The sequence below is a fragment of the Roseibium sp. RKSG952 genome, from assembly GCF_009711355.1.
The window spans coordinates 38,391-52,575 of sequence record NZ_SMMF01000950.1 but is presented as its reverse complement, the minus strand read 5'-3'; the positions used below and the strand labels follow the sequence as shown (position 1 = coordinate 52,575).

Genomic DNA, 14,185 nt, shown 5'->3' with positions numbered 1-14,185 from the left:
CACCGTATCAACGGCAGCTGGGGTGTCCTCACTGGCAGCGAACTTGGCCTGTTCGTCGTCTTTCTTGTCTTCGTTGCCCAATGCGAGATCGGAGTTGCCTGCCAAAAGCGCAGTCACGACCGCCTCGGCATTTTCGCTTTCCGCTTTGATGCGGGCCTGTTCGGCCTCTTCATCCTTGCGATCCATACCAACGATCACCGAAACCGGACGGTAAGCGAACGAGTCGAACATCACGCCGGGACCGCGGAACATGCGCAGCCAGTCCAGCGCAGTTTGCAGGCGATCGGTCGCATGAACCTCCATCGCCTTGTCAATAGCTTCAAGGAACCCCTCGGGGTATCCTTCGAACCGACCGACCAGTGGAGTGTAGGGATCCGGCTGACCATTGTTGAAAGCAGTCAGGCGGGATTGACCGTCAACCGGACGTTCGCCGCTGATGGCGTGATACAATGTGGCAGCCAGCACATAGAGGTCACTGCTGGGCCCTTGTTCGGCACCGCGAACATAAAACTCGTGCGGGGAATAGCCGTCCTTGATCACCCGAAGCGTCAGAAGCGCAGCAGTCTTGTTGGCGGCCTGCTCACGTGCGGCGCCGAAGTCGATCAGGACAGGTTCACCATTTTCATCGATCAGGATGTTATCGGGCGAAATATCACGATGCAGCATGCCACTCTGGTGAATGAACGACACCGCTGACAGCATCTTTTCGGTTACCTGAACAATGAAATCCGGACCGGATTCATTCTCAGGATCGTCCATGTAATCCAACAGGTCGCAACCGCGGATCAGATCCATCGCGATATAAGCGGTGTTGTTGTCTTCAAAGACCTGATGCACATCGACGATGTTTGGGTGAACCAGGCGTGCATGGTTGCGTGCCTCTTGAATAAAGAGGTCAACAATCGCGCTCAGGTCTTCTTTATATGCCGGATCAGCAGGTTCGACATGATCCCCGTCGCGACGGCAAAGCGCGCCCGGATAGCACTCTTTGATGACGACATCACGCTCTAGGCTATCGCGTGCAAGATAGGTGATCCCAAAGCCGCCATTGCTCAGAAAGCGAAGGATCTCATACTGGCCACGCAACAGTTTTGCACCTGGTTGCAGACCTTGAATCTGTGGTTCGTCGTGCGATGCACCGACAGCCTGGTTATGGCTCATTTCTACCCGCCCATATTACTCGTTTTGCGGCCTTATTTAACAGGGTTAAAAACCCGCGAACTCATAACCAGACACAACCGCAGGACACTTGAGAACGGTTAGACGTTTCAAATTTGACTTTATTGGGGCCGCCTCATGGCTTCACTAAGGATCGTTTTTTGCGAACATCTATATGTTGTTTTTATGGTGGGTGTAAAAACCATATATAGATATGATGGGCCAAAAAAATGGGGGCAGTTGCCCCCGATATGTTCATTTGGTCTACGAATTCGAAACAATGCGAATCTGATTCCGATGGATTCGATTCGCCGCACTGCGGCTCAATCAATGCGTGAACTGATCATGTTCCGGTTTTTGTCTGCGCAGATTCGACTGTGCTTCCGGCCCATGCAAGGTTGTCGCTGAGCTGAGCGAGTATGCCGATTGCATCTTTGAGCGGGGCATCACCACTCTCGAACTGAAGCAAAAGCAGCAGGTCTGTGGCCTTTTCGAATTCGCCGGGAATCCAATCTGCTTCCGGGTCAATTTCAGCACCACTTTCCAGGCGTTCAGCGAAGTCCTCAACAATTTCCTGACAGCTTTGCAGGAAGGCTGCCGGTTCGATATCCGAGGAATCGCGAAGATCTTCGTAGATGCTGGCGATGGCGGCCAGCCAATCCTCTAGAATAGGATTGTTCAGCGGTGGAAGGGCAGAGCCAAGGCTCGACTGAATGGAACGATTGTCGGATTCAGGTTCTTCAGTTTTGTCGCCGGTCAGTTCATCCAGATATGGCATGAAATGTTCCGAAAGATCTTTGCGCGCTGCATCCAGATCACTTTGACGGCGATCCGATGCGGCCGCGAGAACCTGTTCAGCCAGATTCTGACCGCCACAGGTTTCCCAAAGTGCAAAATCGGGTTCAGGCTCCTTCGCCATTGCACGCACGGCAACCGGGGTGCCAATCGGCACAACTGACCGGAACATGCCGGCCTTTTCCTTCTCCAGGCGCGAAAGAACCCGGTCCAAGGCATCGCTGACATGAGGAAGGTCGGCATGGGTGACGGCCAACAGGCTGTTGGCTCGCAGTTCTTCCGGAACTTGAGCCCAAAGGTGCCGTTCCGTTTCGCGCCATGCGTTTGCACCGTTGGTGCACCAGATCGCGCAATCCACGAATTTCAACAGGTCCAGGGTTGGCTTGTATGTCTCGTCCAAGGCGCCGGTACCCGGCAGATCAAACAATGAGATTTCGCGCAGGGCAGGGGTATTCAGCCCTACGGAAATAAAGTCGGGATTGTCAGCGGCGGCCTTCTCAAGCGCGATACCAGAATAGACTTTGGGTTCTTTGTCCCACCAGCCAACTGTGGTTTCCGGGGTGTCGGCATAAGCGACGATCACCAGCGGCAGCTTCAGGTGCTGAGGGCCGGTCGGCAGGATATCTGCGCCAGCCAGCATATTGGCCAGGCTGGATTTACCTGCACCAAACTCGCCGGCAAAACCGATGGAAACGGCGTTCGACAACCGCTCGGCATGGGCCAGCGCCCGTGTGCGCATATCATCCAATTCGGGCGTGGACGGCTGCTTTTCGGTCGCGTTCAGAAAACGCTCCAGCTGCCGTACCTCCTGCTCGGTTCCGGGAAATTCGATCACTCGGCAGCCTCCGCTTGTATATCTTCCGCGTGTTCTGATCCAAATGCCGATCCCAGCTCATCTGCGATGCGGCGCGCACGGTCGAAATCGGCCTGCGCTTCGGTTCGGGCGCATGTTTCGCCCGAGCCGGTGCGGTTTTCAAGATGGCCTGCAAGCAGAGCCAGAAAATGATCCAGAACCGTGTTCAAACGCTCCATCAGATCACCGCGTGCAGTATCGACCAGATCGTCCCCGATCATCTCGAATTCCTGCACAATCATCTTTTCAGCGCGCGAAACCACGCTGTTGCGCGAGATCAGCCGGGACAACCAATTGACGCGCAATTCCACCGTAATGCCTCGGGTCAGAGCGGTCGTATCTGGACGGAACCACCGCACAGCACTCGTGTTCATGCGGTTGTCAGCCGGTTCCTGCCAGCCGGGCAGGGAGCGCAGTGCAGCATTGCTCTGCATATCGATCGCATAAAGCTCGCTCAGCATCCGCTGGCGCACCACTTGTGTGGCACCCTGTACCAGTTCACGCATCCGTTCCCGCAGAGGGGTGAAGTTCAGTTCGGTCGCACCACCTTTGGCAAGCAGGGGCGATTGACCATCTGGTCCACGAACAACGTTTGAAACCGCCTCGGATACGGTGTCGTCCATAACGCCGCGCAAGTTGGCAAGGACATCGTCCATATCCTTGGTTATCTCGTTTGTTTTGTCAGCTACCAGTTCGCGCAACGAGGCAAGGGTCTTGTCATTCTCATCTGCATTCTGAGCAGTCGAGTCTTCCTCGCTCTCCAGCACGCGCAGCCGTGCAGTGCTGCGCTCGAGTTCACCCTGAGCAAAGCTGTTGAGATGTTGCCATGCCATCCGCAACTGTTCACTACGCGGGCCATCGGTCAGCGCGGTTGTCACATGTCGACGTAAATCAGGCAGGCCCGAAGCGATCATTGCTGCAAAGCGCAGAACCGCCTCGCGGCTGATAGGGCCGGGGCCTTGTTTGATCTCTTCGACCCCATCCAGATACTGCTTCATCTGTTCCGGATGCGCGCGCAGCCAGGCCAGAACCGCATCGTGATTGATGCCCGTTTCATCGCCGGTCAACGCATAGTGCGCCCACTGAGCACTGCCCATCAATACATCGATGTTCGAGTTCCCCAGCGCCTTTTCCAAGCCATCAAGCACATCCGCACGGACTTTGCCTGCATCTTCTGCACCGCCGCCAAGCTCATCCACGCGGTTGACGAAAACGACGATCTGGCCCAACTCCAGCGCTTGCATAAGCCGAAACAGCTTCAAGTCAGCCCGCGAAAGGGCCTGATGCGCCGAAAGGACGACGACGAAGAAATCAGATTCCTTGAGATACTGCCGCGAGATTTCTTCGCGGATCAGCAAGGGGTCGTTAACGCCGGGTGTGTCGGTAACGGTTAGGGGGTAGGGGAAGTGACCAATGTCAAAATAGACCTCGGCCTTCCGCGTGATATCGCTATAAAGCCCCCTATCAGAACCCGGATCATGCTCCTCTTCATCTGACGGATCGTCGCCGGCGCACACATAGCGGGCCAGGTCGTCCGAAGTCAGCTCCTCCAGGTCGTGTTGCTGGCCCAACAGCTGCTCGTAACTGTCACCAAGACGCAGGCGGGCGCGCGTTTTCATCGCCTCGACCTGTTCTTCGATCATCTCGCGCTTATAGCTGTCCTCGTCATCGGGGAACATGTTGCGCAGCTCTTCGCCTTCGGCGATGAGGGCTTGCCATTGGCGGTTGTCAAAGAAATGGAACTCGGCCCCGGCCTTGCGCCCGGAGGGATGACCGAAATGCATGTCGGTGATGACCGTGGTCCAAGGGTTTACATCAGAAGGCAGGAATTCTGCCTGACCGGTGAAACCGTTGATAAGTCGGGATTTCCCGGCCTTGATCTGACCGACGAAGGCGATCGATGGTTTCAGATTTGATAGGTCATCAACGATGCGCGAAATGAACTGACGGGTTTCGTCATTGCTCACTTCATTCATGTCGTTTGCGATGCGTATTAACTCACGACGATCAGATTCACTCATAACATTTACCCCAAGCACTCGTATTCAAGGATCGACTCAACAGAAATAATGAATGTTTTGGGGAGACGGTCATTAGGCCGTCTCCCGAATGGATTTCCACAGACTAACTACGGCGCCCAGCTTGCGCGCCTCATGTACGGCAGCAGCAACGTTTTTGCCGTCGCGCAGCAGGGCAAGTCCGGCACCTTGTCCACCTGCCGGGCGCATCACGATCAACTGCGGATGTGTGAGGGTTGTTGCGCTGTCAGCGTCCCAACCGGCAAGATCCTTGGCAAAGTTCTGCAACAATGCCTGATCCGGATGCAGGGGTTGCCCCTCGGTACATGCGCCGTCCAGTTGCGTGGCGCCACTATCGCTGGCGGAAAGGAAACGGCCCAAGGCAAAACGCTCGGCACCGTCAAAGAAGCGTTGCGCCATACCCGAACCTTCAGGAACAGCGGCTTGTTCAATCGCCGAGGGTTCTTGCTCGGAATCTGGCGCGTCTAATGCCACGTCCTCGATATCCGGAACGATCGAAACCCGAGGTTCCGCAGGCAATTCGATCTGAGCACAGGCGCTTTCGATCTCTGAATAGGTGATGCCCACATCATCTGCTTCCAGCGCAGTATCCGGGCGTACAGACACCAGTTGGAGCGGGCCAGGCGCGGCGGCGATATTCGAAACAAGCTGGGCCAGCTTTTCCGTCAAAGCCTCGCGCGGCTCGGTTTCGAAATCCGGTACGGAACCGGTGCTGGCACCAAATACATCGGTCACCCGAGAGCTGTTGACCTCAACCGCGAGGCAGTTGCCATTTGGCGATGTAAACTCAAGTCGGCGCGGCAGAATAGTGCCGCGTATCACGCGCAGCACATCTGACCGTCGCGCATCAGCCGTTTCCCCCGGCAGCTGAATCGCGGGCGACAAACGAGGTCGCGCTGACCGCCCGATGTCTTCGAGCATGTCGAGTATTTCTGTATCCATCATCCCGTGACCCCCTCTGGTCCCGTCTAAACTGCGGCCGCAACCGGCCCCAGGCTGAGATGTGATTTCGTAAGCGCCAGCCCGATATTTGCGCTGTCGCGGCAGATGTAGCAGACCACATGTTCAGGATATTCCTTGGTCCGCAGAAAGATGTGCAGCCGATCATTCGAAAACACGGCGATTTCCCCAAATCCCGGATTTTCCGAATCCTGAACACCTGCTGCACGCAGAAGTTTTTCGAATGCTTTCACACCCTGACCCTGAAACAGATTGGCCACCGCAACTGCCAGAGTATCCAGAACTTCCTCACTCTCTGGCTCTGTGGTTTTGGTTCCCAACAGCATTCCGGTTTCCATATCCACATATCCGGCTGCGATGCAGTCGGGGATGGTTTCCATTGCTGTTGTCAACGCGGCTTCGATTGTCATCTAAAAACCTGCATCCCTATAAAAACCCTTCAGGCGCAACGGGTTATAACCGTCGCGCCGCTGATTAACATCATTATTCGACACCGCAAATGAAAATCGACATGCGGCCGGAAAGGAGGCGGACGGTCACAAGACATGCCACTCCGCTCCACTGTTCTTGTTGGCATTCGGAAGCGCCCGAAGGGCCTCCTTCGCCTGCTTTGCGTTGTGCTCCAGAGCGATCTGGTCGAACTCTTCCAGAAATGCCTTGAACACGGTTTTCAGTCCCTGAGAGTCCTCAGGCAGATCTTCGTTGGCTGCAATCTCGCGCCACATGGCCGCCGCGCTCAGCGGTGTTCCTGCAGGCACGTTCAGAAGCTCTTCCAACGCGGTTTCGGTTTTGCTGGTTTCGGCCAGAGTTTCCGGTTTTTCAGCTTCGGGTATCACGTCAGGCATCGACACGACTTCGGCCCCATTCAGTGCGTTTGACACTGGCTCCGGCTCATACTCTTCATTGTTTTCGGATTGCTCGCTTAGCAATGCCGTAATTGAGGAAACCGATACTTCGATTTCGGAAACAGGCGTTTCCTCAGCTTCAGTCTCTTCTGCAATCGCTATTGACTGATCAGCAAGTTTGCTGGCCAACGACTCCAGCAGGTCATCCGACTCCGTCTCATTCGTCTGTTCGGACGGCGCTGGGTCATCTTCAGCCTCAAGAAGCACTTCCTCGTCCTGATCGTCATCGTCGTCGATATAATCGAGATCGAATTCGTCACTATCAGACATGGATTGTCCGAGATTGGACAATTCCAACGGATCGTTCGCTGTATCCTTGAAGAAAGCTCGCAGCTCATCTTCGGATGTGCCCGTTGCAGCGTCTTCCTCGAGGTTGGTTTCAGGAGCCATTTCCGCACGCAGCCGTTCAGCCTCATCCGAGTCAATACGGGTACGTTCGGGTTCTTCGCTTCTCCGCTCGACCCGGGCTGGGCGTACTGGGAAGCTGGTGATGACATCATCTTCGTCAGTCGGACTAATGGGGGTCTCAGTATCCTCAAGCGGGTTCATCAGTTTCAGCGGAGCGGTCTGATCTGCTTCGATTGGCGCTGGAGCTGCCTGATCCATTTGTTGTTTTGGCCGCAAAGGTTGAACCTTGGGCGCTTCGGATAGGCTCTTGTCGATCTGGTACCGGGCCAGTTGATCGGCGCGGTTGTCCATGATCTGCTCGGTGATCTCGAGGAAACTGTCGATCATTTTGCCGCCGCCGCTGCGCGACCAAAGTTCGGCATCACCTGTCTGGTCACGCGCGGTTATCGCATCGCGGGCAGAGAACAGGATCGATCTATTAAACAGATGACCTGCTTCGCGGTTCACGCGGCGCAGTACCTTCTGGCGGTCTTTCGGTCCCAAAGCATCCGCACGTGTGACAAGAAGCAGCGAATTGTGCTGCAGGCGTTCGGGCAACGACACCCAGGTTGCACGTTCGGTTTCGCGCCACGCCTGCGTCGAGTGGGTGCACCACAACACTCCGTTTGCCTGGCCAACCGCTCGGCGCCACACATCAGTCGAAATCTTGGGATCCGAGATGCCGGGCGTGTCGATCAGGTCAACGGCTTCAAGAATGTCGGCCTCAAGATAGATGCGGATGAACTGTGCATCGTTGACGCCGATTTCATCCAGCTGATCCAGTTCAATATTGCGAGTGCTGCCATCGTGGCCTTTGACATACGCGGACTGATTGCCCCAACTGAACCAAACGGGTGGCAATTGGGTTGCCGTAACCTGCGTTGGCAGGGCCTGCGTGCGCAACAGGAAGTTCATCAGCGTGGATTTACCAGCGCTGAATTCTCCCATAAGCGCGAAAACGGGCTTGCGGCGGGACCACTGCTCGATACGCTCCCATGCCCGAGGAGAGACGAAGCGGGTTGTAGAATCTTTTACCATAACTCTTCTTATGCTGCTTCGTTACTAAGGTCTTTGAGGATGTCGCCCAAGATCTCATCACGTGATTTCGTGGGCTGCATCCCTGCCATTAACTCGGCATTGCGTGCGGGATCCTTTTCTGCCGAATGCGAGATGCTCAGCAGGGTCTCCTTCTGTTCACGCATGAAGTCCGAGAGAATGGCGCGTACATTTTCAAGTACGGCTGCGATTTGGTTTTCCTCGATGTCCTTGGTGATCGAATTCGCCTCGGACGCGATCAGGCGCTTGTAATCAGCGGCATACGCTTCAAAGCCCTTGCGTTTTTGCCACCAGCGGCGCCACCAGGTGCTTTGAAGATCCAGCGCGATTGTACGCCCGATCCCCAGTGGCGGCGGCACGCGCGGAACGATCGGCGCTTCGATGCTGAACTCACCCAGATGGTTGCCCAACAGCTTGTGATACAGCGCTTCAACGTCACCTGCGGCAGAAGAATACAGCGCACCTGCGTCTTTGCGCATTGACCGTGCAAAGCTGAAATATGCTGCCTTCTGAAGGGTGCGAAGTCCGGCCGGATCATATTGCCAGGTGCCCTGTTCGCCGTTCTGCTCGAGATGTGCAATCAGCGAGTCTGTCGCGCGTTTGACAAAGTTTGCCTCAGCCGAAGCAAGCCGTTCGAGCACTTTGTCGCGCAACGCTGTCGTTAGTTCGGCTACTTTCTTTTCATATTCAGCGGAAACTGCCGAAATCGCGTCTTCGGGGGATACGCCATCCAGATCGCGTACGACGCCCTCACCGCTTGAGAGGTTCTTGGCAACAGCCGTGGCGCGAATCTGGCTCGCGATGTTACGCGCGCGATGACGCACACGATCCAGCAAGCGATTGCCCGCTCCTTCGGCGATTCGTTCATTCATCGCGAGCAATAGGTCGGGCAGGCCCGACAGCGCCCAGATCTTGTCCAGCGAAGCCGCCTGTTCACCAAACCCGGCTGCCAGATAGAAAGTGTTCAATGCCTGACGCGATTCCTCGTTCAGAACATCAGGATTACCGGTCAAAGCAGCCTCGGCCCAAAGGGCGCTCCCGAACACGATGCTGGTATTGGCATCGATATTGTTCTGCTTGAGTGTGTCCTGAATCCGATCACGGATCTCCGGGACCTGATTGACCGGGTCTGACAGTTCATCAATGCGGTTTACGAACAGGATGATCTGGCGGTTTTCAAACTGCGCGATGATCCGCATCAGCGCCATATCCATGGTGGTCAGCGCCTGGCTGGCCGCCAGAACCACGATACATACTTCTGATCCGCGCAGGCTGCGCAGTGTGATCTGCTCGCGTACCATAAAGGTATCGTTCACGCCGGGCGTGTCGCAGAGTTTCAGCGAAATAGGATATTGCGGAATATCCATGTACAGTTCCGCAGATTTTGTCACATCTGCAAAGCGACCGGTCTTGGGGTCGATGTCCGGGTCGTCTTCATCACCCAGACAGACATAGCGCTGGATCAGTTCTTCATCGAAATAGTCGTATTGGTGGCTTTGGCCCAACACGAGGTCGAAATGCTTGCCCAGCCGTTCTTCGGACTTGGCCTTCATCTCGCCAATCTGACGCCGGATATCGTCCATTTCGTCATCGGCGCCGGCGCGGTTGGCCAGCTCACCCAAGCGGCCACCGCCGACCATCAGGTTGTCCCATTCTTCCTGCTCAAAGAAAGTAAACTTGGACTTGGTATCACCCGGTGTGCGGGTGTTGATGTTCAGCGTGGTAACGACCGAGGTCCACGGGTTTACGTCCGATGGTAATAGGCCCGGGCGACCCGCGAGGATGTTCACAATCGAGGATTTGCCGGCTTTGACCTGCCCCACCATCGTGACGCTGGCAGTGAAATTCTCCATCCGCGTCTTGAGCGTTGCAAGTCGGGCCGAGGAGCGCGCATCCGCCACCTCTGTCAATTGGTCGATCTGCGTCGTCAGCGAAGACATGGCCGATGTCATCGGCGCAAGTGTTTCGTTCCCTACAGACAGAAGGTGATCGTTACGCGCCATGTTTAGCCTCCGGTGCCAGTAGCGGGAATCTGTGCCTCTGCAACGTCAGACAGACGTCCAGCCGGAATACTGGTAAGTGTGTCGATCCGCGCGATCAGATCCAGAGCGTTACCCAAGATCGCAGCTTCTTTGCGCGGAGAGATCGATTCGTAGGCCTGTGAGTCAGCCAGAACTTCGATCGAGCTGAACCGGTCGCCATTCTCAAGGCAGGCTACGCGCCGACCTGTCGGGAAGCCATCGGATTTGCTGGATGGCAGCGGCATCCGGGTATTGGCCAGCAGATACTGTTCGCCTGAATGCGTCTTGAGCGCGATACCAAAGCCCGTATCAGGGTGTTGTTTGTTCAGAGTTTTGAGCTCGCCGATAAAGCTCTCACGTGCAAGAAAGACAGCGTCTTGCTCGGCGGCAGCGGAGTTGATCTGTTCGGTCACGACGGAGACCCTTGTGTTGGAGTTGAGCAGGAACTCGTAACAATGCCTCGCGGCGAAAAGACTCATTAACTCCTTGCTAGAAATAACAACCTTTAAGGCGGTGTTATTTTGACGTGAATAAGATTTTTTGGCGGTTGAATTGTGGCGCAATTGTGTTTGCACTTGCTTATTAATGCCTCAACCAATGGGAGAGTGTTCGACAATGTCGGCATCGATTGGACGAGCGCCTGACCTTTTGTGCGCCGGCTGCGCAATGCAGCTCATATTCCACCTAAATACATGATAATAAACATTAATAATACATAATCGACACCAATGCGACTCTCCCTTTAGTTGTTTTAGAGTGCATTTTGATCTGGAGTGAAACTTTTGAGGGTCTTGAAGGGCATTGTGCGGAACGTTGTTGATTCAGCATTACTCAACGTAAGCGAGCTAAAAGAATCTGGCGGATAAATTTTAATGTCTCGTAATTGGCAACAATAGAGGCAATTTGTGGCAGACCCTTCCTAATAAGATTTTGACAGGTTTTTTAGGATATGAGAGTGCCTAAATTCTAATGAATCATGGAGCTTTTTTCGATGCAGTTCGAGAGAGAGCTTGCTGCTGTTCGCTGGTTCGAGCCAGAAGTTTCCTGATCGGTTGCGATGTATTGTTGCGATGTAGGGGTCAATAAACTCCATCACACCGCAATTTACCTCTCGCACTTGTCTGGAAGCTTTGTTATGCAGCGCCACATTCCGGGGTCATTGGCTCCAGGTTGCGGGTGTGGCGAAATTGGTAGACGCACCAGATTTAGGTTCTGGCGCCGCAAGGCGTGGGGGTTCAAGTCCCTCCACCCGCACCAAAGATTTGTATGTCAGGTCCCGTAGCGGGCCATGAACATGTCCACCGCCTGCAGGGCGACCTCATCAATTTCTTCCTGCGAAAAGCTTGACTGGATGCCAAACGCTGCTCTGCCCCACAGTCGGACTTTGCAAAGTTCAGAAAACTGTTCCGCCGCGATGTGAATGTCCTCGATGACCAGTTCGCCATTGGCGACGGCCTTTTCCAGGTACTCTGCGAGCTGTCGTTGACCGTTCTCGGGACCAGCCTGATAAAAAGCCTTACCAAGCTCAGGAAACCGATCCCTCTCGGCTACACAGATTCGGAACACCTGCTGCGCGAAATCTGACACCAGAAAGGCAGTCAGCTGAGTCGCTGCGATTGTCAGGACCTCACGCGCTGGTTTGGTCTCGTCAATCATCGAGATGATACGTTCAGCCATCAGGCTGCATTCGGTCTGAGCCACTTCCATAAACAACAGCCGTTTGTCGGGGAAATAGCTATAGAGCGTTGCCTTTGAGACGCCTGCAGCGCGGGCGATATCGTCCACGCTGGCACCTTCGAAGCCATCCGCCATGAAAACCTCTCGGGCTCCGCGCAAGACCTGATCGAATTTTCGGCCTGTACGCAGAATGGTGGCGGCTTGGGTCATGTTGTCTCCTTGGCTAGATGTATTCCAAATCTATAAACCGTTCGGTTTAGTTTCAACGATTTTCGGTTCTGGTTGAAAGCTTCGTTACGTTCGGTAAATTGGAATCGTTCTAATATAGTGAGGCGCTAATGCGTTTTTTCACCCAGCGAAAACACTTTCGCGACCTGACCGAACAGGAGATCATTGCGCTTGCCATCTCGTCCGAAGAAGACGATGCGCGCATCTATCGGTCCTATGCTGAAATGCTGCGAAGTGACTATCCCGCGAGTGCAAAGGTGTTCGACGGCATGGCTGCTGAAGAGGATCAGCACAGGTCCCTTCTGATCGGGTTACATGAGCATCGGTTCGGATCAGTGATCCCATTGATCCGTCGCGAGCATGTCGCAGGATATTATGCGCGACGGCCCATTTGGCTGATCGAAAATTTGGGCATCGAACGTATCCGCGAAGAAGCCGAAATGATGGAGCGCGATGCCGAAAGGTTTTATCTGACCGCCGCTGAGCGCAGCACCGATACCGCAACTCGCAAGCTGCTCGGCGATCTCGCCGTGGCCGAGGCAGGCCATCAGGCCACAGCTGCCGAATTGGAGCAAACCTATTTGGATCCGGACAGTCAGGAATCCGAACAGGCGGTCTCGCGTCGTCAGTTTGTGCTGACATGGGTTCAGCCAGGACTGGCCGGGCTGATGGATGGGTCCGTTTCCACACTGGCACCGATCTTTGCCACCGCTTTTGCGACGCAGGATACCTGGACCACGTTTCTTGTTGGTCTTGCAGCTTCAGTCGGTGCCGGGATTTCAATGGGATTTACCGAGGCGGCGTCAGATGATGGAGAGTTGTCCGGGCGGGGTTCTCCTGTAAAGCGCGGCCTGGCATCGGGGGTCATGACTACTGTCGGAGGGCTGGGGCATGCCCTGCCCTACCTCATCCCAGAATTCTGGACGGCCACAAGCATCGCCTTCCTGATCGTATTCTGCGAGCTCTGGGCAATCGCGTGGATTCAGAACCGCTTCATGGACACTCCGTTCTTCCGCGCGGCATTCCAGGTTGTGCTGGGTGGCTCACTGGTGCTGGCTGCAGGTATTCTGATCGGCAGTGGCTGATGTCCTGCTTGCGGTGCGGTAAATTCATGTTACCAATTCGCCCATGGTCGATATCTTTCTGCGCACCCTGCCTTTTTTCGCGATCATCGGCCTTGGATACTGGGCCGGTCGCAGTCGTTTTTTTAGTGAAGAAGCCACTGCCTACCTGACCAAATTCGTGTTCTACTTTGCACTGTCCGCAATGCTGTTTCGTTTTGCGGCCACTCTGCCCTTTGCCGATATCTTCAATGGAAGACTGGTGATCGGCTATCTGATCGGAACGCTTTGCGTTTATGGTTTGGCGACGCTTGTTGCTTACCTTCGTGGTCTCGACATCCCGACGGCTGCGGTTGAGGCGCAATGTGCGGCTATTGGCAATGTTGGTTTTCTTGGCCTGCCAATGTTGGCGCTGCTGTTCTCTGAGGCGGCAATTGGTCCGGTTATGTTGGTGCTTGCCGTCGATCTGGTGGTGTTTTCGTCCTTGATCGTGATCCTGATCAACGGCGGTCGCGATGGTCGGCTAACGCTGCGCACGATGCGACTGATCGGTGTTGGCTTGCTGAAGAACCCGATGATTGTATCGATTTCGTCGGGTCTGATCTGGTCAGCCCTGCGGTTGCCTGTACCCGCGCCTCTCAATGATTTTCTTACTATTCTTGGCGGGGCGGCAACACCGGGTGCATTGTTCGCTATCGGCGCCTCGCTGGCCACCAAGTCTGCTGAAAGAGTGCAGATTGCAGCCTGGCTGAGCTTTTGCAAACTGATTGTTCATCCGGTTTGCGTGGCGATCGTTCTGATCTGGATTATCCCGATTGAACCCTTCCCCTCGTCCGTTGCCATCGCTGCTGCCGCGCTGCCGGTTGCGGGTAACGTATACATGCTGGCGGCGCATTATGGGATCGCACCGCATCGCGCTTCGGCTGCAATTTTGTTGTCCACCATCGCCAGCATCATCACTTTACCGTTTGTGATCGCCTGGGTGAGTGCAAACTAGGGTGTCACCCTCGAAAAAAGCCGCCGTAACAAGCCCGCGCACTTTACG

11 protein-coding genes and 1 tRNA gene are annotated in these 14,185 nt (G+C 55.0%); 3 read left to right on the top strand and 9 right to left on the bottom strand.

The window, feature by feature from the left end:
• The 8 genes from E1297_RS49955 to E1297_RS33015 all read right to left on the bottom strand — a co-directional run.
• Positions 1-1,161 (bottom strand): serine/threonine-protein kinase (locus tag E1297_RS49955; RefSeq protein WP_209016152.1); only part of this gene is annotated, 1,161 nt, incomplete at its 3' end.
• A 340-nt stretch (positions 1,162-1,501) separates the two neighbouring features.
• A complete protein-coding gene (locus E1297_RS33045) occupies positions 1,502-2,788 on the bottom strand; it encodes a dynamin family protein (RefSeq protein WP_209016151.1) in 1,287 nt (428 codons plus the stop codon).
• The gene (locus E1297_RS33040; RefSeq protein ID WP_155145602.1) at positions 2,785-4,827 is read right to left on the bottom strand and encodes a dynamin family protein; all 2,043 of its coding nucleotides are present in this window, start codon (positions 4,825-4,827) and stop codon (positions 2,785-2,787) included. The genes E1297_RS33045 and E1297_RS33040 overlap by 4 nt, the downstream gene beginning before the upstream one ends.
• Before the next feature lie 72 nt (positions 4,828-4,899).
• A complete protein-coding gene (locus E1297_RS33035) occupies positions 4,900-5,790 on the bottom strand; it encodes a hypothetical protein (RefSeq protein WP_155145600.1) in 891 nt (296 codons plus the stop codon).
• Between the two features lie 23 nt (positions 5,791-5,813).
• On the bottom strand, positions 5,814-6,215 hold the full coding sequence (locus E1297_RS33030; protein WP_155145598.1) for a hypothetical protein: 402 nt from the start codon (positions 6,213-6,215) through the stop codon (positions 5,814-5,816).
• Between the two features lie 126 nt (positions 6,216-6,341).
• A complete protein-coding gene (locus E1297_RS33025) occupies positions 6,342-8,135 on the bottom strand; it encodes a dynamin family protein (RefSeq protein WP_155145596.1) in 1,794 nt (597 codons plus the stop codon).
• Between the two features lie 8 nt (positions 8,136-8,143).
• A complete protein-coding gene (locus E1297_RS33020) occupies positions 8,144-10,156 on the bottom strand; it encodes a dynamin family protein (RefSeq protein WP_155145594.1) in 2,013 nt (670 codons plus the stop codon).
• A 2-nt stretch (positions 10,157-10,158) separates the two neighbouring features.
• Positions 10,159-10,653 carry a hypothetical protein gene (locus E1297_RS33015; RefSeq protein WP_209016150.1) on the bottom strand — a complete coding sequence of 165 codons (495 nt, stop codon included), beginning with the start codon at positions 10,651-10,653 and terminating at the stop codon, positions 10,159-10,161.
• Between the two features lie 693 nt (positions 10,654-11,346).
• Between E1297_RS33015 and E1297_RS33010 the strand changes: the two genes are divergently transcribed.
• Positions 11,347-11,431: transfer RNA gene (locus E1297_RS33010), tRNA-Leu, on the top strand.
• Positions 11,432-11,443: 12 nt separating this feature from the next.
• Here the strand turns inward: E1297_RS33010 and E1297_RS33005 are convergent.
• The gene (locus tag E1297_RS33005; protein WP_155145592.1) at positions 11,444-12,061 is read right to left on the bottom strand and encodes a TetR/AcrR family transcriptional regulator; all 618 of its coding nucleotides are present in this window, start codon (positions 12,059-12,061) and stop codon (positions 11,444-11,446) included.
• A gap of 128 nt (positions 12,062-12,189) precedes the next feature.
• On the opposite strand from E1297_RS33005, the gene mbfA reads away from it, so the two are divergent.
• Positions 12,190-13,164: an iron exporter MbfA gene (gene mbfA / locus E1297_RS33000; protein WP_155145590.1), complete on the top strand. Its 975-nt coding sequence runs from the start codon at positions 12,190-12,192 to the stop codon at positions 13,162-13,164.
• A gap of 43 nt (positions 13,165-13,207) precedes the next feature.
• Entirely contained in the window at positions 13,208-14,137 is a 930-nt protein-coding gene (locus tag E1297_RS32995) for an AEC family transporter (RefSeq protein ID WP_155145588.1), read from the top strand.
• Positions 14,138-14,185 lie beyond the last annotated feature (48 nt).

Bases quoted from the DNA above. Each gene is read 5' to 3' on its own strand.
- E1297_RS33040 (WP_155145602.1), bottom strand. From the start codon at position 4,827: ATGAGTGAATCTGATCGTCGTGAGTTAATACGCATCGCAAACGACATG.
- E1297_RS33035 (WP_155145600.1), bottom strand. From the start codon at position 5,790: ATGATGGATACAGAAATACTCGACATGCTCGAAGACATCGGGCGGTCA.
- E1297_RS33030 (WP_155145598.1), bottom strand. From the start codon at position 6,215: ATGACAATCGAAGCCGCGTTGACAACAGCAATGGAAACCATCCCCGAC.
- E1297_RS33025 (WP_155145596.1), bottom strand. From the start codon at position 8,135: ATGGTAAAAGATTCTACAACCCGCTTCGTCTCTCCTCGGGCATGGGAG.
- E1297_RS33020 (WP_155145594.1), bottom strand. From the start codon at position 10,156: ATGGCGCGTAACGATCACCTTCTGTCTGTAGGGAACGAAACACTTGCG.
- E1297_RS33015 (WP_209016150.1), bottom strand. From the start codon at position 10,653: ATGAGTCTTTTCGCCGCGAGGCATTGTTACGAGTTCCTGCTCAACTCC.
- E1297_RS33005 (WP_155145592.1), bottom strand. From the start codon at position 12,061: ATGACCCAAGCCGCCACCATTCTGCGTACAGGCCGAAAATTCGATCAG.
- mbfA (WP_155145590.1), top strand. From the start codon at position 12,190: ATGCGTTTTTTCACCCAGCGAAAACACTTTCGCGACCTGACCGAACAG.
- E1297_RS32995 (WP_155145588.1), top strand. From the start codon at position 13,208: ATGGTCGATATCTTTCTGCGCACCCTGCCTTTTTTCGCGATCATCGGC.